The organism is Pseudomonas gingeri (genome assembly GCF_013386115.1).
GTDB classification, from domain to species: domain Bacteria; phylum Pseudomonadota; class Gammaproteobacteria; order Pseudomonadales; family Pseudomonadaceae; genus Aquipseudomonas; species Aquipseudomonas gingeri.
On record NZ_JACAOR010000010.1, the window covers coordinates 31,109 to 50,992 of the forward strand.

Below are 19,884 nucleotides of genomic sequence, written 5' to 3' on the forward strand. Positions count from 1 at the left end.
GGATTTGCCGGGAACGTCCACTCGTCCAAAAAGTGCAGTCAACCGCGAATGCACAGGGTCAACCGCTACACACGGTGCCCGGACCCTGCAGGCCCGGACCACGCATAAAAGAGGCCACTTCATGAATATTCCGATTCCGGCAGAAACGCCCGATCCCAATATCGACCAGCCGACCTTGCCGCCGACCGAGCCGCAACCGGTGCCGGAGCAAGAACCGCCCGGCACCACCCCGCCGCCGAAGATCGAGCCGCCGACCACCATGCCGCCGGTGATCGCGCAGCAAGAATAGACAACGCCTAGGGCGCGGGCGGCTGTTTTTCCAGCAGCCGCACGACCCGGGGCATCAGGCTGAACACCCCCAGGGCCAGCAGTGTGCTCAGCACCGCCGTCGACTCCCGCCCCAGGCCCGCCGCCACGCCGATGGCGGCGGTCATCCACAGGCCGGCGGCGGTGGTCAGGCCCTTGACGTGCTGGCCTTCCTCATCGGCATGGCCCTTGAGGATCGTTCCGGCACCGAGGAAGCCGATGCCGGCGATCACCCCTTGCACCACCCGGCTCATTGCATCGGCCTGGGCCCCGGACATCTGCGGCACCAGCACGAACAGCGCCGCGCCCAGGGCGACCAGCATATGGGTGCGCACACCCGCGGCCTTGCCCTTCTGTTCCCGCTCGAAACCCAGCACCCCGCCGAGCAGGGCGGCAATCAACAGGCGCAAGGTGATCCGGGTCACCTGCTGGGCATCGCCGATATCGGCGAATTCAGCTTGCAGCGTCATCCATACGGTGTGCCACCAGGCCTGCATGATCCTGCCCTCTTTGCGGTCGATAAGGGATGGACACCCCCGCGAGTGCGCCAGTTCGGTCCATGACCGCTAATCGGCTGCGACGAACGATGGCCGGCCCCGGCGACCTAATGTCTGTCAGCCAGAGAAAAAGGAGAACACCATGCCCGTGAAGATCGATCCAAGCAGCCAGACCTGCACCCTGGAAGGGGACCATGAAGGGAACCCTATCGAGGTCCACGGCTCGGCACGGGACGTGACCATCACCACCGATGACGCCCTGAGGATGTCCCGCGCGGAACTCGACGGCCAGTCGATCGTGATCACCGAACAGGAAGCCGATGCGTTGACCGTCGCAGGTGCATTCGATGGCCGCCACCACGTGAAGACCACTTCCAGTGATTCGGTGATTTGATTGACCCGTGTCAGCGTGCCTGCCGCGCCCTTGTGCCAAACGGCGGCGGGCACGCCGTTCGTGGCGTCGCAGGCGGTGAGGCAACTTGTCGCAGGCAGTCGCTCGCGGCCATCTGATCCGCTTTTTATTCAAATACCTGAGTCTGTTATGCAAACAGTTCGCTCGGCATAGTGCCCTGGCCTGATGGAGGCTGACGAGCGACAGACCATGAGCGAACGAATCCCGGTCCAGATAGTTGAAACCTTCGAACCTTTGCCGTCCGATTTTCAGCGCAGGAACATAAAGGCCAAGTCCAGCGACAACCTGATCCATACCCGCAGCTTCACCGGCCTGTTCCGCAACCTGCGGCTGAGCGGCGCGGGCTTTCTCTTCCTGCTGTTCTTCGGCACCGTCTGGCTGAACTGGGGTGGGCGCCAGGCCGTGCTGTGGGACCTGGCGAACAGCAAGTTCCATATCTTCGGCGCGACCTTCTGGCCCCAGGACTTTATCCTGCTCTCGGCATTGCTGATCATCTGTGCCTTCGGCCTGTTCGCAATCACCGTGTTCGCCGGACGGGTCTGGTGCGGCTACACCTGCCCGCAGAGTTCCTGGACCTGGCTGTTCATGTGGTGCGAGAAAGTCACCGAGGGCGAGCGCAACCAGCGGATCAAGCTGCAGGCGGCGCCCTGGGGGCCGAACAAACTGGCCCGGCGGGCCGCCAAGCACACCCTGTGGCTGGCCATCAGCCTGCTGACCGCACTGACCTTCGTCGGCTACTTCACGCCGATCCGGCCGCTGGTCCATGAACTGGCGACCTTGCAGATCGGCGGCGTCAGCCTGTTCTGGGTACTGTTCTTCACCGGCGCCACCTATATCAACGCCGGCTGGCTGCGCGAAGCGGTGTGCATGCACATGTGCCCCTATGCGCGATTCCAGAGCGTGATGTTCGACAAGGACACCCTGACCATCTCCTACGACGCCGCCCGTGGCGAGAACCGTGGCCCGCGCAAGCGTGAAGTGGCCCCGGCCAGCGTCGGCCTCGGCGACTGCATCGACTGCCAGATGTGCGTGCAGGTCTGCCCCACCGGCATCGACATCCGTGACGGCCTGCAGATGGAATGCATCGGCTGCGCGGCGTGCATCGACGCCTGCGACTCGATCATGGACAAGATGGGCTATGCCCGCGGGCTGGTCAGCTACACCTCCGAGCATCAGTTGCAGGGTGGCAAGACCCACCTGCTGCGGCCACGGCTGATCGGCTACAGCGCGGTGCTGCTGATCATGATCGGTGCCCTGGTGGTGGCGCTGGTCGAACGGCCGATGGTGTCGCTGGACGTCAGCAAGGACCGTGGCCTGTTCCGGGAAAACAGCCAGGGGCAGATCGAGAACATCTACAGCCTCAAAGTCATCAACAAGACCCAGCAACGCCAGCAGTACCGCCTGGAACTGCTCGACGGCGAAGGTTTCCAGTTGCAGGGCAAGACCGAGCTGAGCCTGGCGCCCGGCGAGATTGCCGACTTCCCCGTTTCGGTGGCGATGACCACCGACAAACCGGCGAGCAGCTCCCGCGAACTCGGTTTCCGCGTGATCGATGACGATGAGCCCGGTATCTACAGCGTGGCGAAGACCCGCTTTGTCGCCCCGCTGAATCGCTGATGACATAGAATCCCCGGGCGCGAGAAGCCCCGGGAACGCCCCTCGAACAAGACTTGCGTGCCTGCATCGAATGAGCCAAGCCACCATGAAACGCTACGAGAAATTCGCCGACGATATCGCCGAACTGATCCGCTCCGGAGTCCTCGGGCCCGGGCAGCGGGTGCCGTCGGTGCGATATGCCAGCCAGACCTACGGCGTCAGCCCGTCCACGGTGTTCCAGGCCTACTACCTGCTGGAGCGCCGCGGGCTGATTCGCGCCCGGCCGCGCTCGGGCTACTTCGTCAACACCCATGCACCCAGCCCGTTCTCGGAGCCGGTGATCAGCCACCAGGTCCACGAGTCAACCGAGGTCGATGTCAGCGAACTGGTGTTCTCGGTGCTCGATTCGATCAAGGACCCGACCACCGTGCCCTTCGGCTCGGCCTTCCCCAGCCCGATGCTGTTTCCCCTGCAACGCCTGGCCCGCTCCATGGCCAGCGCCAGCCGCGAGATGGACCCGCGCATGGTGGTCACCGACCTGTCGCCGGGCAACCCGCAACTGCGCCGGCAGATCGCCCTGCGCTACATGGTCGGCGGGCTGATGCTGCCCATGGAGGAACTGCTGATCACCAACGGCGCCCTGGAAGCGCTGAACCTGTGCCTGCAAGCCGTCACCGAGCCCGGCGACCTGGTCGCCATCGAAGCCCCGGCGTTCTACGCCTGCCTGCAGGTACTGGAACGCCTGAAGCTCAAGGCGGTGGAAATCCCCGTGCACCCACGGGACGGCATCGACCTCGGCGTGCTGGCGCAGACCCTCGAGCGCCACCCGATCAAGGCCGTGTGGTGCATGACCAGTTTCCAGAACCCCATGGGCGCGACCATGCCCGAGGCGAAGAAACAGGCACTGGTGGAACTGCTGCGCGAGCACCAGGTGCCGCTGATCGAGGACGATGTCTACGCCGAACTCTATTACGGGCAGCAGGCCCCGAAGCCGGCCAAGGCGTTCGACAGCGAAGGCCTGGTGATGCATTGCGGCTCGTTCGCCAAGAGCCTGGCCCCGGGCTACCGCATCGGCTGGGTCGCGGCGGGACGCTATGCGCAGAAGATCGAACGGCTGAAGCTGATGACTTCGCTCTGCGCCTCGATGCCAGCCCAGGCGGCCATCGCCGACTACCTGCAACACGGCGGCTACGACCGGCATCTGCGCCGCCTGCGCTATGCCCTGGAAGAACAGCAGAGCGCCATGCTCGCGGCCATCGCCCGCTACTTCCCGGCACAGACCCGGGTCAGCCAACCGGCCGGCGGATACTTCCTGTGGCTGGAGCTGCCGGAGCAGATGGACTCGTTGAAGCTGTTCCAGATGGCCCTGGCCCAGGGCATCAGCATTGCCCCGGGGCCGATCTTTTCACCGGCCCGGCGCTTCAGGAACTGCATTCGCCTGAACTACGGCAGCCCCTGGGACGACGCCTCGGAGAAAGCCATGGAAACCCTGGGACGCATCGTCCGTTCGTTCTGACGCTCAGGCCGGCACCTCGGCGGACCAGTGCATCAGGTACGCCGCGCCGGTCACCCGGATCAGCGGATGGGGCACCACCTGGCATTCACCGACAATCCGGAAACCGTGGCGGGTGTAGAACCGGCAGGCGCCGCTGTTCATCGCATAATCGATCAGGCTCAGGCCCTTGAGCCCCAGTGCCGCGCAGCGCTGACGGGCGAGCGCGAGAAAACGTGCGCCCAGCCCCTGGTTACGCCAGCCTTCGTGCAAGGCCAGGCTGGAGATATACAGCGTGTCGGGAATTTCCAGGTCGGCATAGGGCGCCAGGACCGGGTCAGTGGCCGGCGCCGGATCGGGGTCGTGCAGCATCGGGTAGCTGTGCAGCATACCGATGACCTGGCCGCCGGCCTCCGCCATCAGGCAGTTTTCATAGGAGAACTCCACGCCTTCGCGGCGGTAGCGGCGCTCGCCGACATCCAGCAGCGACTCGCCCTCCTCGGCGATCCGGCTCCAGATATAGTCGGCGGCCCCCTCCGAGGATATCTGGAACAGCCGGGCAATCTCGCGGGCATCCGTGCGTAGTGCCGGACGGAAGGTGACGGTCATCGGACAATCCTCTGTGACGGCTGAGCAAGTCAGCGCAGACGGTGAATTTCAGCCGTCACATACTGAGGATACGGGCGGAACGACGAGTGCACCGGAACGACACCCTGGCGACCGAAACCGACTCAGCGGCCGCCGGCCAGGTCGATAAAGGTCCCGGTGGCATAGGAAGCCTTGTCCGAAAGCAACCAGACAATCGCCTCGGCCACTTCTTCGGCGCGGCCGCCACGGCCCATGGGAATGGCCGACTCCAGCTTGCTGACCCGATCCGCGTCGCCGCTCAAGGCGTGGAATTCGGTGTAGATATAGCCGGGGCGCACCGCGTTGACGCGGATGCCCTCGCCCGCCAGCTCCTTGGACAAGCCGAGGGTGAAGGTGTCCAGCGCGCCCTTGGAGGCTGCGTAGTCCACGTATTCGTTGGGCGAGCCGAGACGGGCCGCCGCCGAAGACACATTGACGATATTGCCGCCCTGCCCGCCATGGCGCGGCGACATGCGCAACACCGCATGCTTGGCGCAGAGGATCGGCGCCAGGGTGTTGACCTTCAGGGTTTGCAGAATGCGGAACTCGGACATTTCATCGACCCGCGACTTATGCCCGACGGTCCCGGCGTTGTTCACCAGCGCGGTGACCGGGCCAAGCTCGGCGTCCACCCGGCTGAACAGGCGGATCACCTCGTCCTCGATACTGACATCCGCCCGCACCGTGATGGCCTGTGCGCCCAATGCCCGGACCTGCTCCAGTACCGCATGGGCGGCGTCCGTGTCGCTCATGTAGTTGATGCAGATCCGATAACCCTGCCGTGCCGCCAACAACGCAGTCGCCGCGCCGATACCACGGCTGCCGCCGGTGATGACGATGACTTTTTCCATTGATCCCTTCCCCCGCCAACTGGTAACCCTGTGCCCTCCAGAATAACCGCGCCGGACGCGGTTTGTGTAGCCATCAAACGTCCTGGAGCCGACCCGGGCGCTGCCACCGGGCCGTTCAGCCCAGTTCCCGCAGATACGCCCAGGGATAGATGCCCTGCTGGTGCCCGTCGTCGAACACCAGTTGCACACCATAGCCCTGGGGGTTGATCCCGACCAGGCGCACCTCGGCCGTGACCAGCTCGATACGCCCCCGCAGGCGCGCCGCCCGGCACTGGGCGCAGGGGCATGCGGCACGCAAGCGGGCATAAGCCAGGGACTGCTCGCCATCGGTCCAGGTCAGCACCAGTTGCCCGTCACTGCGCGCATGACGCACTGCCAGGGGCTGCATCAGGCGCCACCGACGCCCAACTGGGCCAGGGCGATACGCACCGATTTGCGCACCTCCGGATCACCGTCATGCTGCGCCGCCTGCAACGGCGCAATCGCTTCGCGCTGCCCCAGCTCGCCCAGGGCCAGGGCGGCTTCCTTGCGCAGGTTGCTGATGCTGTGACCGAGCAGTTCGATCAGCGCCGCCAGGGCTCCGGCATAGCGCAGGCGCCCCAGTGAGCGCGCGGCACGCAGGCGAACCTGCCAGTAGTCGTCGGCCAGCGCCGCTTCCAGCGCCGGACCGGCCTGCCCGAGACCGACCTTGCCCAGGGTGGTCGCCGCCTCTTCGCGAACCTGCCAGGCCGGATCCAGCAAGGCCGACTGCAACGCCGGCAACACCGCGGGATCACTGGCCAGGCCCAGGGCTCCGGCCGCCACGCGGCGCACTTCCGGCTCGGGGTCGGCACTGGCCAGGTGCGCCAATGCCGGCAACGCATCGAGTTGCTTGAGCCAGCCGAGAATCCCCACCGCCTCACGCCGGACGCTGGCTTCGGGGTCCTGCAGCGCTTGCAGGGCCACGGGGGCACTTTCAGCCAGGCGCAGCTCGCGCAGGGCCCGCAAGGCGCTGCCGCGGACAAACACATCGGGGTGGCCCGCCCACGGCAGGATCACGTGCCCGGCCTCCTCGGTCTTCAGCAGGCTCAGGCTCTGGGCCGCCACCACCCGGACCTTGTGGTCCCAGTCGAGCAAGGCCTTGCACAGGGCACTGACCACCTGCGGTTCTTCCCAGGCTTCCAGCAGGCGCGCAGCCTCGGCGCGCACGTCACCGTCCGGATCGGCCTCCAGGGCGTGGATCAGCCAGGGCAAGGCGTCCGGGTCTTCCAGGTCGGCCAGCTCGATCAGGGCGATGCGGCGAACGCCGGCATCTTCATGTTCCAGGCGCGGTTGCAGGTCGAGAATGTCGGGGTTGTCGCTGATCAGGTCGGTCATAGGGCAAATCGCGGTTGGGTGTTTTCAAGGGGCAGCCCGAGTGGGGTCAGGCGCGGTAGTTGACGGCCATCCTGGTGCCGCAGCAGTTCCAGGCAGTGGCGCTTGAGGCGGACGAATTCGGGGCTGGTCAGCAGTTCCGGCTGGCGCGGCCGGGGGAAGTCCAGGCGCAGGTCTTCGATAAACCGGCCCGGGCGCGGACTCATCACCAGGATCCGGTCGGCCAGGAACAGCGCCTCGTCGATATCATGGGTGACGAACACCACGGTGGTCTGGATCCGTCCCCAGATATCCAGGAGCAATTCCTGCATCTGGCTGCGGGTCTGGGCGTCGAGGGCACCGAAAGGCTCGTCCATCAGCAGCAGTTTCGGCCGGTTGATCAGCACCCGGGCAATCTCCACCCGTTGCTGCATGCCGCCGGACAACTGGCTCGGCCAGTGCCCGGCAAAGCCTTCCAGGCCGACCCAGCCGAGGAATTCGCGGGCCTGGCGCTGGCGCTCGGCCTTGCCGATGCCCTGCATCTTCAGGCCAAAGGCAACATTGTCCAGCACCCGGCGCCAGGGCAACAGGGTGTGTTGCTGGAACACCATGCCCCGGCTCGGCGAAGGACCGTCGACCGGCTGGCCATCGACCTGCAACGAACCGCCACTGGGCGCCAGGTGGCCGGCCAGGGCGCCGAGCAGGGTCGACTTGCCACACCCGGACGGCCCGAGAATGCAGACGAACTCCCCCGGTGTCACATCGAAGCTCAGGGCCTGCACCGCCTCGAAGGCCTCGGGGCCGTTGCCCAGGTGAATCGACAGGCCGTCGATGGCGATCCGGCCCGCGGCGGAAAAGCGTTCGGCGACACTCATCAGCGTTTCTCCTGCGGGCGATACCAGGGCGTCAGCCGCGCCCCGAAACGTTTGACCAGGCCGCTGCTGGCCATGCCGAGCACGCCGATCAGCAGCATGCCGACGATGATGTCCGCGTAGTTCTGCAAGGTGTAGGCCTCCCAGGTGTAGTAACCGATGCCCCATTGCCCGGAGATCATTTCCGCGGTGACCAGGCAGAACCACGAAGTGCCCATGCCGATGGCCAGGCCGGTGACGATGCTTGGCGCGGCGCCGGGAACGATCACCTCGCGCAGGATCGCCAGGCGCCCCGCTCCCAGACTGCGGACCGAGGCGATCAGGCGCCGGTCCACTGATTCGACGCCATGCACGGTATTGAGCAGGATCGGGAACAGCGCACCGGTGAAGGTGATAAAGATCATCGACAGTTCCGAGGACGGGAACATCAGGATCGCCAGGGGAATCCAGGCCACTGCCGGAATCGGCCGCAGCACTTCCAGCGGCGGCAGCAACAGGTCCTCGGCCCACTTCGAACGGCCGATGGCCAGGCCCAGCGCCACCGCGACCAGGGCCGCGGCCAGATAGCCGCTGGCGACCCGGCCGAGGCTGCTGAGCAGATGCCGGGGCAGCGCGTGGGAGTTGAACAACGCCCACGCCGCCTGCACCACCTCAAGCGGCGACGGCACGTTGCGAAAGGTCACCAGCCCGAGATCGAGATGCATGCGCGCCGCCACCTGCCAGGCTCCCAGGCAGAGCAGCAATGAAGCGAGGCGCAGAGTCCAGCGGCGCCCGAGATCGACAGACAAGCGACTCATGTTCCTCACCTCAACGCTGGGCCAGGGCCTGGCGGCTGGCATCGGCGAAATCCCGAACCTCGCCGCCATGGGCCTGGGCAAACTGCCGGGCCTGCTCCTTGAGCAGGAAGGCGTTCAGGCGGCCCTTGGCATCGCTGACAAACCAGGCTTGCGCAGCGAGCAGCTTGATCCCGCTGTCACTGGCCTGGGCATAGACCGCGCGCACTGCCTTGCCGGCCTTCTGCAGATTCGCCAGGTCGGCGAGCGCCGCCTGGGGCGAGGCGTAGCTGCGCACCTTGGGTTCGTCCTTGAGCCAGATCTGCGCGACCTGCTTCGGATCGGTGATCGGCTTGCCGCTCAGCGCATCGTTGGCAACCAGCGGCTGCTGGGCGTAGTTGGCCAGTTGCTTGTCGTAGTCGAGACCGGACTCCTTGAAGGCCTGGCGAATGAAGTGGTCATCGATAAAGGTCTCGGTGTTGAGTCCCCGATCCGCCTTCTTCAGCAATTTCAGGGTGTCGATGGCCGTGGCCACGGCCTTGCGGTACTCGGGTTTCCAGGTCAGGTCGCGGGTCTGCAGGCCCAGCGGGCCATGGAACAGGTAATTGACCTCGGCCTCGACCCCGGCAACCTTCTCGATCAATTGGCTGTACTTCTCCGGATCGGCCGCGAGCAACTGGTTGGCCTCGATACTGGCGCGCAGGTAGGCGACGACGATTTCCGGGTAACGCCTGGCGTAGTCGCTGTCCACCAGCGCACCATGGAAGGTCGGTGCCTTGGCCTGGGAGCCGTCATAGATTTTGCGGGCGAAACCACGGTTCTCGAACAGCTCGGCGAACGGCACGAAATCGGCATGGGCGGCGATCTTGTTGGCCTGCAAGGCGGAACCGGCGACTTCCGGCGGCTGGGCGATCACCGTCACGTCCTTGTCCGGGTCCCAGCCCTGGGCCGCGATGGCCCGTAGCAACATACCGTGGGCGGTCGAGGCGAACGGCACGGAAATGGTCTGGCCCTTGAGTTCGCTGAACGACTGCACCGGCGAATCCTTGGGCACCACGACGCCGTTGCCGCTGCCTTCGATGCTGCCCGACAGCACGCTGATAAACAGGCTGTGCTTGCCCGCCGCCTCATGGGCCACACCGTTGAGTGCTCCGGGGAAATCGGCCATGGCACCGAAGTCGAGTTTGCCGGCGACCATTTCATTGGTCAGCGGCGCGCCGCTGGTGAAGTTCTTCCACTGGATATCGTACTGGGCGTCCTTGTAGGCGCCGTCCTTGGGCAGGTACTTGTCGAGCAGCCCGAGTTCGCGGATCAACAGGCCGCCAGTGGCGCAGTTGATGGTGCTGTCCTGGGTGCCGATGGCGATGCGGATAGTCTCGGCCTGGACGCCAAAGGCGCTCAGGGCCAGGGCCAGGCCGGCAAGAGTGATGCGTGCACGCATGGGTGTTTCCCCTCGAATCATGAAAGATGGAGTCGTCTCCGCCGCCGGGAACCGGGGTGGGAAACGAGGGGGTGCTGGATCAGGCGTCCGGTGGTGGGCCGGTGGCGTTTTTTTTCTTGTGAGTCTTGCAAGTGTGGCGTTTGTCGCCTCAGCGCAGCAGGTAGGGAATCTCCACCTTTACCGCACCGGTCGGGCAGTCCTTTTCACAAGGCATGCAGTACCAGCACTCATCGAAGGCCATATAGGCCTTCTGGGTCGCCGGATTGATTGCCAGCAGGTCCATCGGGCAGACATCGACACAGACGGTGCAGCCCTTGTGGGCGATGCACTTGTCCTCGTCGACGGTGACCGGCGCATTGCTGCGAAAGAATATTTCCTGGGGCTGGAAGGCCATGGCATGGTGTCCTCTATATTCTTGTTAACAGTCGCTCAACCTGAAGAGATACACTCCTTGTAGGAGCCGGCTTGCTGGCGATAGCGGTCTGTCAGTTGAAACTTCCTGACCTGATCCACCGCCATCGCCAGCAAGCCGGCTCCTACAGGTTGTGGGTTTCAGGCCGCTTCGTTGGCGACCCGCAAACGGTTGTAGGCTTGTTGCTCATCGGCATCGAGGGCGATCAGGTAGGGTTCGACCGGCTTCTTGAAGCTGACCATCCGGCCGTTTTCATCCTTCTTCAGGTGGCAATGGCAGAACCACTCGGCGTCATCGCGCAACGGATAGTCGACCCGGTGGTGGTACAGGCCCCAGCGGCTTTCCTTGCGAAACAACGAAGCGCGAGCGGCCATTTCCGCGCAGTCGCGGATCACCGAAACCTCCAGGGCACGCATCAACTCGTGAGGGTTGCCGGCCTTCATCTGGTCGAGATCGGCCTCGATGGCAGCGAAACGCTCCAGGCCGATTTCCATCTTTTTCGTGACCTTGGGCGGCTGCAGGTAATCGTTGACGAAGCGCCGCAGCTTGTACTCGACCTGGGCTGGCGGCAGACCGTGTTCACGCTGCAACGGCGCGTAGACCCGGGCCTTTTCCCTGGCGATCTGCTCGTCGTCCAGCGCGGTGAAATCGCGTCCGGCGACATAGTCGGCGGCGTTGAAACCGGCGAACCAGCCGTAGGTGAAGGCACCGAGCATGTAGTTGTGCGGCACGGCGGCCATGTCACCGGCCGAGTACAGGCCCTTGACCGAGGTTTCCGCGCGTTCGTTGACCCAGACGCCCGAGGCGCTGTGACCGCTGCAGAAACCGATCTCGGAGATATGCATCTCGACCATCTGCTGGCGGTAGTCGGTGCCCCGCCCGGCATGGAACTGGCCGCGGCTCGGACGTTCGTTGCTGTGCAGGATTTCCTCGATGTTCTGGATGGTTTCCTCGGCCAGGTGATCGAGCTTGAGGAATACCGGACCGTTGCCGCCTTCGAGTTCCTGGTGGAACTCCCACATCATCTGGCCGCTCCAGTAGTCGCATTCGATAAAGCGCTCACCCTTGTTGTTCGCGGTGTAGCCGCCCAGGGGACCGGTGACGTAGGCGCAGGCCGGGCCGTTGTAGTCCTTGATCAGCGGGTTGATCTGGAAGCATTCCAGGTTCGCCAGCTCCGCCCCGGCGTGATAGGCCATGGCGTAGCCGTCACCGGCATTGGTCGGGTTCTCGTAGGTGCCCATCAGGTAGCCCGAAGCCGGCAGGCCCAGGCGGCCGGCGGCACCGCAGCAGAGAATCACCGCCTTGGCCTTGATCACATGGAAGTCGGCGGTGCGGCAATCGAAACCCATGACGCCATTCACCGTGCCTTCGGCATCGGTCAGCAGGCGGGTCGAGATCAACCGGTTGGTGATCTGCACCCGGGCGCGCTTGAGCTGGCGATACAGCACCTTCTTGATATCGTGGCCCTCGGGCATCGGCAACACATAGGCCCCCATGTGGTGGACCTTTTTCACCGCATAGTCACCGGTCTCGTCCTTCTCGAACTTGACGCCCCAGCGATCCAACTGCTGGATGGTTTCATAGCTGTATTCGGCGTAGGCCAGGACCGCCGCCTGGTTGACCACGCCATCGTTGGCGACGGTGATTTCCTTGGTGTACTGCTCCGGCGTGGCGTGGCCGGGAATCACCGCGTTGTTCAGGCCGTCCATGCCCATGCTGATGGCGCCGCTGCGCTTGACGTTGGCCTTGTCGATCAGCAGCACGCGCAGGTCGCGGTTCTTTTCCTTGGCCTTGATCGCCGCCATGGGTCCGGCGGTGCCGCCGCCGATGACGACGATGTCGTATTCCTGTTCGAGGGTATTGATCGGGTTCATGGGCGCGCGTCCTTCTGACGGTCGATACGCAGGCGGTACTGGAAGGAGTCGCCGCGGTAGTAGAGGTATTCGAAATCCAGCGGAGCGCCTTCGGCATCGTGGGTCAGGCGCTCGATGCGCATGATCGGCGCGCCCTCCTCCACGTCCAGGGCCTGGCCCAGCTCGGCGTCGGCGAGCACCGCGTCGACGGCCAGGTCGGCGTGGCCGAGGGCGATACCGCAGTCGTTTTCCAGAATCAGGAAGATGTCGCGCGTGACCAGGTCGGCCTTTTCCAGCTTCTCGCCAACGCTGTGGGGCAGATAGGTAATTTCCAGGGACACCGGCTCGCGGTTGATCAGGCGGACCCGCTTGATCTCGCTGACCAGACTGCCTTCGGGCAGCGCCAGGCGCTCGGCAACCCGTGCCGAGGCCGGCACCTGCTTGAAGCTGCGCACCCGGTTGAGCACTTCGTAGCCCATCTGCGTCACCGACTCGGCCAGGCCCTGCAGGGTGGAAACGTTCTGGAACGCCTTGGGCTTGGCGACAAAGGTGCCCTTGCCGTGGATCTTGAAGATCAGCCCTTCCTTCTGCAGATCGCCCAGGGCCTGGCGCACGGTGATGCGACTGACCCCGAAGGCCTGGCCCAGGTCGTTCTCCGATGGCATGCGCGCCAGGGGCGGATAGGTGCCATCAAGGATGCGGGTACGCAGCAAGTCCTTGAGCTGGCTGTAGAGCGGGACGGGAGACAGTGGAAGCAGTTGCGCCATGGGCTGGTCCTGACTTGTTATAACAAGATATGGCGTGAACCATATAGGAAATAACCCTGGCCGCTGAAATACCCAATTTATATATGGTTAGAAGAAAATACCGAACGGCCCGCCCGTCATGGGCAGGCCAGCCCTCAGTGAATGCTCAGGCTGCGAAGCCGGCTGGTGGCCACGTTGACATGGAAAAGCCGACCCTGGCGGTCGCTGAGAATCCAGTCCGAGCCACTCTGGCGGATGCGTAGCGTCTCTTCCTCGGGCCAATCCAGGATTGCGCATAATTGCGAGGTGTCGCGGTTCACGAAGTGAAAGCGCCGTCGTTTGCCATACACCGAAAAACCCGTCACCAGCCAGTGCTGATCGGCGTATACGCTGGCCTCGGTATCCTCGGTGATCTCGGGAAAACGAAAGCGCCGCAGACGATTCTGGCCGTTGACCACCAGTTCCTGTTGATCATCGGCCGGGGATTCGAACCAGCATTCGATGTATTCACCCAGGCAATACAACTGCCAGGAGATACTCGCCCGGATCGGCTTCGGTTGCGGATCACGGGACTTCAGCCGGCGCTCGGGCAAGCTGTAGGTCCACTGCTCCAGCGTGCTGTCAGGCAACCGCAGCAGCCAGTACTCATGGTCCGCCGTGACTTCGAGGGACACCAGGGGGCCGGGCAGATCGCCGACATGCCAGAGCGTGGCCAAGTCCCTGTCGATATCCACCACTCGCACCTGCCCATGGGTCACGATGGTCCAGGCCACCCCATCGAAACGCCTGGCAAAAAGCGCCAGGGGCAGAACGCCCAGATCCGTGGCAGTCCCAGTCACCAGGTCAAGCTTGCTGATACGCCACACCGAATCGCGCTGTATCAGTGCCAGGGCGACCCGGCAATTGTTGCCGATCACCAACTGACTGGCCGGTACGGTGAAACGTCGACCGATACTGCCCTGGCGATCCACCACCGCAACCCCCGACTCACCCAGCGCCACCAGGTAATTGTCATCACGCAGCGAGACGGCGTCGTACAGTGCATAGCTGCCCGGTGACGGTGCCGACCAATGCGGCACGGGGATCACTGACTGCAAAGCCTTCGATTGATTGGGGGTAATCACCCCGGCGGGCATATCGAGCTTCAGCAATTCGTCGCCGCTGAGCTTCACCAGGGCGTTCAGGTCCCTTGCCGTCACGCCGGGATGGCCGCCGGCATGATCGGCCAGCACCCCATGGACCATCGCCGCCGCCATCGACCGCACGCTGGGCGACGACGCAGACACCCTGATCAGCTCGATGGCCAGGACGGCACGCTCGTCAGCGCGCTCGCAATCGTCACGCAGTGCACGGACATAGGACTCATAGACCGCCAGGGTGTCGGGCAACAATACTGCTCGCTTGACCAGTGCAGCCGCGGCCAGGGTGCCGCCTGCGGCTTCGGCGTTGAGCAACCATTGCCGGGCCCGTTCGCGCTCGCCGGACAGCGGCCAGATCACTTCCACGGCGTCCAGCCAATCACCTTGCCCCACCAACATATCGGCCCACTCCAGACGCAGGCGCTCAGCCGCTTGCGGCCATTGGGCCTGGAGGCTCAGGACTGCCTCGGCGAACGCCCGATCCCGACGGGCCACCTGCAACGCCCTCTGCCAGTCGCCGGCCAGGCACAGCAGGCGAACAATCACCGCCGGCCGTGAATCCCAGGTCAACGCCAGTTCCGCCGCCTGCTGGTAGCGCTGGTGCTTTTCCAGATAATCCAGCGCTTCCTGGCGCACGTGCAGAAGCTCGGCGAGGACATACACCGCCTCTTCGATACGTCCCTGGCGGTCGAGGCGCTCGAAGGTCTGGCGGTAGAGCTTGCGCAGATGAGCCTGGAAATCCTCCGCCAGATTGAAGGTCAGTGTGGCCCCCCTGGACTGGCCCATCGTCAGTTCATCCCGTGGCTTCGGCGCGCCAAATGCCTGCCCGGCGGAAGGCTGGTCGCTGTCCAGGGGGATGGCATGGCGCAGGGCCTGGGCGATATCGCCTTGCTCGAACATATCGAGCATGCGCTGCATGTAGGCGGCCTGGCGCCGATCCAGCAAGGTCTTCAACTGTGACGCCATGGCCATCCGGCCCAGCCACTGGCGCCAAAGCGATGGTTTGCGGTGATTGGGCGGCTTGCGCTCGGGGACCGGGGTGTCGTCCGCGGGAGCAGTCGGCGGGGCCTGTTTCTTGTGGGCCTGGGCGGCCAGGGCCTGACGCTCGATTTCGATACGTCCGTGGAGCACGCGTCGCAGCAACCACAGGATAAAGGTCAGCACCGCACCCGAGAGAAAAAACCAGACCGGGTCGAAGCCTCCACCGGCCGACGCCTCGACCACCCGCATGGGCACGGTCTGGCCAGGCACGACAGGCGGGGAAAGTACCGCGCTCTCCCAATAGATAACCAGTACCGCAACGACAGCCAGTCCCGGTACCCACCAGGCCCGCGCCGAGGACGTTTCTCGTGGTTCACGGGATTTGCCTGCCGCTGCGGCGGGCATCTTGGCCCTGGCGGCAGCGGCAGCCTTGAGCGCCTTGCCCATCACATCGCGCTCGGCACTGGGGGCACCGATCACATCGCCCAGCACCTGGTGAATATCCTGCGGCTCCCAGACCTCCAGCACCGGTTCGGGCAGGACTTCACGGCAGTCGTAGGTTTCCAGCAAGGAATAGTGATCGATATCGAACCATTGGCCCGGTTGCAATTCGACCCCGTCAGCCAGGTTCAACGCCTGGACACGGGCATCGCGGATCAACCAGAGATCCGCCAGGGGCAGCGCGCTGATTTCAGCCGGTTCGAGCCTTGCCGAACACAGCGCCCTCCCCTGGCGGACCAGCGGCCAGGGCCTGAGACGATCGCAGGCCATCGACGTGGCCTGCTTGAAGCACAGCACATCGCCCTCGGCAAAGCGGTAGACACGGGCCCCCGGCTGCCAGTGCCGGACGATCTGCGCCTGGCTCGTCGCCTCATCGAACCAGTCACGGGGAAACCACAGCGCATCGACGGGCTGCCAGCCGACCAGTCCGGGACGCCGGATGGACATCGCAAGGACTTCACTCATTGGAAAGCTCCTTGCGGGCGGTCTGTATCTGTAGCCGTATCTGGCGTTCATTCACGTCGTAGACCACCAACTCACGCGTTTCGGTGATCAGGGCCAGGATCCCGGAAGCCGGGCAGAAACTGCTTTTCAGGATTCGCGAGGTCGCCGCGTAGAGTGTTTCCGTCCCTTCGGAACTGACCAGGAGGATACCGGTGCCCCCCTCTACGCTGACCACCAGGGCGCATTGCCCGCTCTTGTTCTCATGAAACAGACCGATGGCCCGATAACCTGGCCTCAGGTCGATGCGGGTCATCGGCTGGGGATGGCTGCTGGGAGTGAACACTGTCCAGCTCTCCCGCTTGCCATGACCATTCTGCACGGCACAGGCACCAAAACGACGACGCCAGAATGGCAGGAGAGAAAACAGTACCTGTGTCGCCTCGCGACCATCGCCCAGGGCGAAGGGTTCGTAACGGGTTGCGTTGAGAGTCACGTGACGAACAGACAACTGGCCCGCACTGCGACTGGCATACACCAGCGTATCGTCATCGATCCGCGCCATGCCCAGCACATCGCGATCACGGTAATGGGTGATATTCCCCGAAGAGCCCGGCGTACCATCCTTCTCGGCGGCCATCCAGAACGCCAGGGTGCGATTGCTTGTCAACAGGAAGACCCGGCTGCTCTTGGACGAATGCAGCCACACGACAGGCCGCAACGTAGCCGTGGCGGCAGGCACCAACAGTTCTTCCTGCGGAGGCCGGCTGGCCGGCGTGATGCGCGGTATCTGCCAGAAGCGCAATTGGTCGCCCGCACTCAGGATCGCGCCGATTTGCCGGTTCTGAAAGGTCATCCCCAGTGGCGTTGCCTCACGGGGCCAGAGTTGGCGAATGACCTTCGCGGCTTTCTTCTGCCCGAACCTGGGAATCGAGAAAACCAGCACACCGGGATCATCGAGCAGGCGCACAGCCACATGAGACCCGGTAGTGGAAATCATCGGCGGCAAGGTCAAGGCAATCCTGGCGGTCGTGGTCCTGTGCGCATCCACCGGCACGATATGATCGAACTGCCCCTTGAGCAGTCGCCTGGCCGCCGCCTCGTCGGGCAGAGGCAAGACAATCGGCACACGCCCCGCAGGCTGCGCCTGCAACTCCAGCGCCTTGCCGAACAGGCCCTGCTGGATCTGCAGGCGACGTACCGCCCGGTCCTGCGGGCCCGGCGCCACAGGCAGGCGCTGGCCCACCAGCCAGCACTCGCTTATCGACTCCTCCTGTTCACCGAAGAAATTCTGCCAATGCTGCCAATGCTGTGCGGTCACCGTCGCATAGGTGCGGGCGTCAAGCAGGCGGCGCAGTTGCGCCGGCGAATGCAGTTCGAACAGCCCTGGTTCCTGTTGCAATACACCCCAGCGGAACTGCGCACCATGCTCGCCCGCCCGCCGGGCCAGCAGGATCATCAGCGCCAGGTGAACCAGCCGTGCGCCTCCCAGTTGCAGGGGCCCGGCATCGAACAGTACGACGATCAGCCGCGACGCCTGCTGCGCCCGCAGTTGCGGCGCGAGAAACAGGTGCTCGCCACTGGAAGCCCGGCGCAGGAACTCATCGGCAAACTCATCGGCCAACAGCCACTCACTGGTCAGCAGCCGCTCATAGGAGCCCCGCCGGCGCAGGTCGCCCAGGCCATCCGGCTCGGGGACACCCCCCTGTTGCGTGCCCTTGAAGGGCCCGAGCACAGGGCTGATGCAGCCCAGCAAGGCGCCGAGGGTCGGCACCAGTTCCGGGGCAAACCACTCCAACCATTGGCGCCAGGGTTGCAAGGATTCGGGTAATTGCATGACAGACCTATGGCGCCGGACGAAGACAGGGACTGCGTGAAAGAAAAAGAACCGGCATGCCACTAGCCCCAGTACGTATCAATGCGTGCCAGCAGCTCGGTGCTGACCGGCAGCAAGCGGTCCAGCGGCACGCAGGTTGCCGGTTGATGCCAGACCAGCAGCGGCTGCCGATCGAATTTCGCCAACAAGGCCTGGGCCAACAGATCCAGCGCCGCATCCGGCTGCCACAGGCTGGGCAGCCAGAGCTGCGGGGCATGCTCACAGGCGCAGGCGTAATCGACACCCGGGACCCAGGGTAGACGTGAGGCCTCGCCACTGACGATCAATACGTCACGATTGGCCGTGGCCTGAAGGCCCCGCCGCTGCTCGCCGCTCATCGACGACAAGCGTGCATGCAGTTGCCTGGCGACGGCCCCCCAGGCCACCGCGGCAACCGGTGGCGCGGGATCGGGTTGCACAATCCAGCCCCAGGTCACCAGGGAGGACAAGGTCATGTCGCCGGCATCAGTTGCTTGGCCAGCAGCCCCCGCAGGCCGAGCAGTTCGGGAGGCATGCTGTCCTGTGAGAAGTTCGCATCGATCTCGCGCAATACCGCTTCGGACTCGGCCGGATCGAGCACCTGCCCGGAAGCCACGCGCATCAGGCAATTCTGCGCTGCTTCCACCAGGCGACTGGCGCGGGACAGCGGCTGCAACGTCGCCTCCTCCACGGCACTGAACAGGTTGCGATTACTCGACAGTTGCAGGACATCGCGCAGCACCTCACGGCCATGCTGTTGGGCTTCCTTGGTCGCCAACGCATACAGCAGCGGCCAGAGGTCCGCCTCGCTGGCCTGCAGGCGGCCACCCAGCAGTGCGGCGGCGGCAATCAGTCGCTGGGACTTGACGATGCGCCGGTCGGACAACTGGATGCCCGCCGCACGCAAGCGACGAATCGAGTTGGCCAGTGCAGGCCGAACCGTCTCCATGTCCACTTGCGGCACAGCCTGGCTGAGGGTGTCGAGCTCACCGAGGTTCATCAATTGCCGCACCGGCAGCCGGTCCGATTGCCAGCCGCCACTGAGCAGCGCCTCGAGCTGATTATCCGCAACCGCGTCGACAAACAGATGCAGCAGGAAACGGTCGCCGAATGCAGCCAGCGCTTCGTCGTCGGGTAAGCCGTTGGCGGCGCCGACGCAGATGCGCAGTGGGCAGTGGATCTGGGTATGCCCACGACGGAAGCGGCGTTCGTTGAGCACGCCGAGCAAGGTATTGAGGATCGCCGTAGAACCGAGAAAGACCTCGTCGAGGAAGACGATATCGGCTTCCGGCAGCATGCCGCTGACATCGGTCTCGACCGTGCCTTCTCGCAGCTTTTTCAGATCGACCGGGCCGAACAGCTCCGACGGCTCGGTGAAACGCCCGAGCAGATACTCAAAATAGCGCCCGCCCATGGCCTGGGCCACGCGACGTACCACGGCGCTCTTGGCCGTTCCCGGCGGACCGACCACCAGCAGATGCTCCTGGGCCACGGCGGCCAGCACGATCAGCTCGGCCAACTGCTCACGCCCGATCAGTCCTTCGGTTGCCGCCCTGACGCCCTGACGAATGTGTTGCGCGGCTAGCTGTATGGCGGCCAACATACGACGGATCCTTCCCGAAACAAAAGTGCGGATCTTGCCTCAAACATAGCTGATAGCAAAGCGCCTTCATGCTTTTTCCTTGCTTCGGCAGGCACGGGTGCAGTCGACTCTATGGTTATGCGAAGAGGTTATTTAACCAAAGCCCCCCGCCTCT

At 64.4% G+C, this 19,884-nt stretch carries 19 protein-coding genes; 4 read left to right on the forward strand and 15 right to left on the reverse strand.

All coding sequences use genetic code 11. The features are described 5' to 3' along the window. Positions 1-121 precede the first annotated feature (121 nt). Positions 122-289, forward strand: coding sequence for a hypothetical protein (locus HX881_RS19045; RefSeq protein WP_017125015.1), 168 nt, complete (start codon positions 122-124; stop codon positions 287-289). Between the two features lie 7 nt (positions 290-296). Here HX881_RS19045 and HX881_RS19050 read toward each other — a convergent pair whose 3' ends face one another. Continuing rightward, positions 297-803, reverse strand: coding sequence for an MgtC/SapB family protein (locus HX881_RS19050; protein WP_177085980.1), 507 nt, complete (start codon positions 801-803; stop codon positions 297-299). A gap of 142 nt (positions 804-945) precedes the next feature. Here HX881_RS19050 and HX881_RS19055 point away from each other — a divergent pair, with 142 nt between their 5' ends. From HX881_RS19055 to mapR, 3 genes are all read left to right on the forward strand, one after another. Beyond that, positions 946-1,197 carry a DUF3203 family protein gene (locus HX881_RS19055; RefSeq protein ID WP_017125014.1) on the forward strand — a complete coding sequence of 84 codons (252 nt, stop codon included), beginning with the start codon at positions 946-948 and terminating at the stop codon, positions 1,195-1,197. A 207-nt stretch (positions 1,198-1,404) separates the two neighbouring features. Then, entirely contained in the window at positions 1,405-2,832 is a 1,428-nt protein-coding gene (gene ccoG / locus HX881_RS19060) for a cytochrome c oxidase accessory protein CcoG (RefSeq protein WP_017125013.1), read from the forward strand. A gap of 85 nt (positions 2,833-2,917) precedes the next feature. Then, on the forward strand, positions 2,918-4,327 hold the full coding sequence (mapR, locus tag HX881_RS19065) for a GntR family transcriptional regulator MpaR (RefSeq protein WP_017125012.1): 1,410 nt from the start codon (positions 2,918-2,920) through the stop codon (positions 4,325-4,327). A gap of 3 nt (positions 4,328-4,330) precedes the next feature. On the opposite strand, the gene HX881_RS19070 is transcribed toward mapR, so the two are convergent. The 14 genes from HX881_RS19070 to HX881_RS19135 form a co-directional block, all read right to left on the reverse strand. Then, a complete protein-coding gene (locus tag HX881_RS19070) occupies positions 4,331-4,912 on the reverse strand; it encodes a GNAT family N-acetyltransferase (RefSeq protein WP_017125011.1) in 582 nt (193 codons plus the stop codon). A 122-nt stretch (positions 4,913-5,034) separates the two neighbouring features. Beyond that, positions 5,035-5,781, reverse strand: coding sequence for an SDR family oxidoreductase (locus HX881_RS19075; RefSeq protein ID WP_177085982.1), 747 nt, complete (start codon positions 5,779-5,781; stop codon positions 5,035-5,037). Between the two features lie 115 nt (positions 5,782-5,896). Further along, positions 5,897-6,169 (reverse strand): gamma-butyrobetaine hydroxylase-like domain-containing protein, encoded by a 273-nt coding sequence (locus tag HX881_RS19080; RefSeq protein ID WP_425503517.1) that lies wholly within the window; start codon positions 6,167-6,169, stop codon positions 5,897-5,899. Further along, complete coding sequence (locus HX881_RS19085; RefSeq protein ID WP_017125008.1) at positions 6,169-7,137, reverse strand: HEAT repeat domain-containing protein; 969 nt, start codon at positions 7,135-7,137, stop codon at positions 6,169-6,171. Before HX881_RS19085 ends, HX881_RS19080 begins: the two co-directional genes overlap by 1 nt. Further along, positions 7,134-7,988, reverse strand: a complete 855-nt coding sequence (locus HX881_RS19090) for an ABC transporter ATP-binding protein (RefSeq protein ID WP_177085984.1) — start codon at positions 7,986-7,988, stop codon at positions 7,134-7,136. Before HX881_RS19090 ends, HX881_RS19085 begins: the two co-directional genes overlap by 4 nt. After that, entirely contained in the window at positions 7,988-8,782 is a 795-nt protein-coding gene (locus HX881_RS19095; RefSeq protein WP_177085986.1) for an ABC transporter permease, read from the reverse strand. Before HX881_RS19095 ends, HX881_RS19090 begins: the two co-directional genes overlap by 1 nt. A gap of 10 nt (positions 8,783-8,792) precedes the next feature. Continuing rightward, positions 8,793-10,199 carry an ABC transporter substrate-binding protein gene (locus tag HX881_RS19100; RefSeq protein ID WP_177085988.1) on the reverse strand — a complete coding sequence of 469 codons (1,407 nt, stop codon included), beginning with the start codon at positions 10,197-10,199 and terminating at the stop codon, positions 8,793-8,795. A gap of 148 nt (positions 10,200-10,347) precedes the next feature. Beyond that, complete coding sequence (locus tag HX881_RS19105; RefSeq protein ID WP_017125004.1) at positions 10,348-10,593, reverse strand: 4Fe-4S dicluster domain-containing protein; 246 nt, start codon at positions 10,591-10,593, stop codon at positions 10,348-10,350. A 158-nt stretch (positions 10,594-10,751) separates the two neighbouring features. Further along, positions 10,752-12,476, reverse strand: coding sequence for a fumarate reductase/succinate dehydrogenase flavoprotein subunit (locus tag HX881_RS19110; protein ID WP_177086414.1), 1,725 nt, complete (start codon positions 12,474-12,476; stop codon positions 10,752-10,754). Between the two features lie 5 nt (positions 12,477-12,481). Beyond that, positions 12,482-13,231, reverse strand: coding sequence for a GntR family transcriptional regulator (locus HX881_RS19115; RefSeq protein WP_017125001.1), 750 nt, complete (start codon positions 13,229-13,231; stop codon positions 12,482-12,484). 134 nt (positions 13,232-13,365) lie between these two features. Further along, the gene (locus tag HX881_RS19120) at positions 13,366-16,296 is read right to left on the reverse strand and encodes a bpX6 domain-containing protein (protein WP_017125000.1); all 2,931 of its coding nucleotides are present in this window, start codon (positions 16,294-16,296) and stop codon (positions 13,366-13,368) included. After that, positions 16,289-18,109, reverse strand: coding sequence for a hypothetical protein (locus HX881_RS19125; RefSeq protein WP_042934868.1), 1,821 nt, complete (start codon positions 18,107-18,109; stop codon positions 16,289-16,291). The genes HX881_RS19120 and HX881_RS19125 overlap by 8 nt, the downstream gene beginning before the upstream one ends. 62 nt (positions 18,110-18,171) lie before the next feature. Beyond that, positions 18,172-18,603, reverse strand: coding sequence for a bpX5 domain-containing protein (locus HX881_RS19130; protein ID WP_177085990.1), 432 nt, complete (start codon positions 18,601-18,603; stop codon positions 18,172-18,174). Continuing rightward, on the reverse strand, positions 18,600-19,730 hold the full coding sequence (locus HX881_RS19135; protein WP_177085992.1) for an AAA family ATPase: 1,131 nt from the start codon (positions 19,728-19,730) through the stop codon (positions 18,600-18,602). Before HX881_RS19135 ends, HX881_RS19130 begins: the two co-directional genes overlap by 4 nt. Positions 19,731-19,884: the final 154 nt, after the last annotated feature.

Coding starts and splice junctions, on each gene's coding strand:
- HX881_RS19045 (WP_017125015.1), top strand. CDS start 122: ATGAATATTCCGATTCCGGCAGAAACGCCCGATCCCAATATCGACCAG.
- HX881_RS19050 (WP_177085980.1), bottom strand. CDS start 803: ATGCAGGCCTGGTGGCACACCGTATGGATGACGCTGCAAGCTGAATTC.
- HX881_RS19055 (WP_017125014.1), top strand. CDS start 946: ATGCCCGTGAAGATCGATCCAAGCAGCCAGACCTGCACCCTGGAAGGG.
- ccoG (WP_017125013.1), top strand. CDS start 1,405: ATGAGCGAACGAATCCCGGTCCAGATAGTTGAAACCTTCGAACCTTTG.
- mapR (WP_017125012.1), top strand. CDS start 2,918: ATGAAACGCTACGAGAAATTCGCCGACGATATCGCCGAACTGATCCGC.
- HX881_RS19070 (WP_017125011.1), bottom strand. CDS start 4,912: ATGACCGTCACCTTCCGTCCGGCACTACGCACGGATGCCCGCGAGATT.
- HX881_RS19075 (WP_177085982.1), bottom strand. CDS start 5,781: ATGGAAAAAGTCATCGTCATCACCGGCGGCAGCCGTGGTATCGGCGCG.
- HX881_RS19080 (WP_425503517.1), bottom strand. CDS start 6,169: ATGCAGCCCCTGGCAGTGCGTCATGCGCGCAGTGACGGGCAACTGGTG.
- HX881_RS19085 (WP_017125008.1), bottom strand. CDS start 7,137: ATGACCGACCTGATCAGCGACAACCCCGACATTCTCGACCTGCAACCG.
- HX881_RS19090 (WP_177085984.1), bottom strand. CDS start 7,988: ATGAGTGTCGCCGAACGCTTTTCCGCCGCGGGCCGGATCGCCATCGAC.
- HX881_RS19095 (WP_177085986.1), bottom strand. CDS start 8,782: ATGAGTCGCTTGTCTGTCGATCTCGGGCGCCGCTGGACTCTGCGCCTC.
- HX881_RS19100 (WP_177085988.1), bottom strand. CDS start 10,199: ATGCGTGCACGCATCACTCTTGCCGGCCTGGCCCTGGCCCTGAGCGCC.
- HX881_RS19105 (WP_017125004.1), bottom strand. CDS start 10,593: ATGGCCTTCCAGCCCCAGGAAATATTCTTTCGCAGCAATGCGCCGGTC.
- HX881_RS19115 (WP_017125001.1), bottom strand. CDS start 13,231: ATGGCGCAACTGCTTCCACTGTCTCCCGTCCCGCTCTACAGCCAGCTC.
- HX881_RS19120 (WP_017125000.1), bottom strand. CDS start 16,296: ATGAGTGAAGTCCTTGCGATGTCCATCCGGCGTCCCGGACTGGTCGGC.
- HX881_RS19125 (WP_042934868.1), bottom strand. CDS start 18,109: ATGCAATTACCCGAATCCTTGCAACCCTGGCGCCAATGGTTGGAGTGG.
- HX881_RS19130 (WP_177085990.1), bottom strand. CDS start 18,603: ATGACCTTGTCCTCCCTGGTGACCTGGGGCTGGATTGTGCAACCCGAT.
- HX881_RS19135 (WP_177085992.1), bottom strand. CDS start 19,730: ATGTTGGCCGCCATACAGCTAGCCGCGCAACACATTCGTCAGGGCGTC.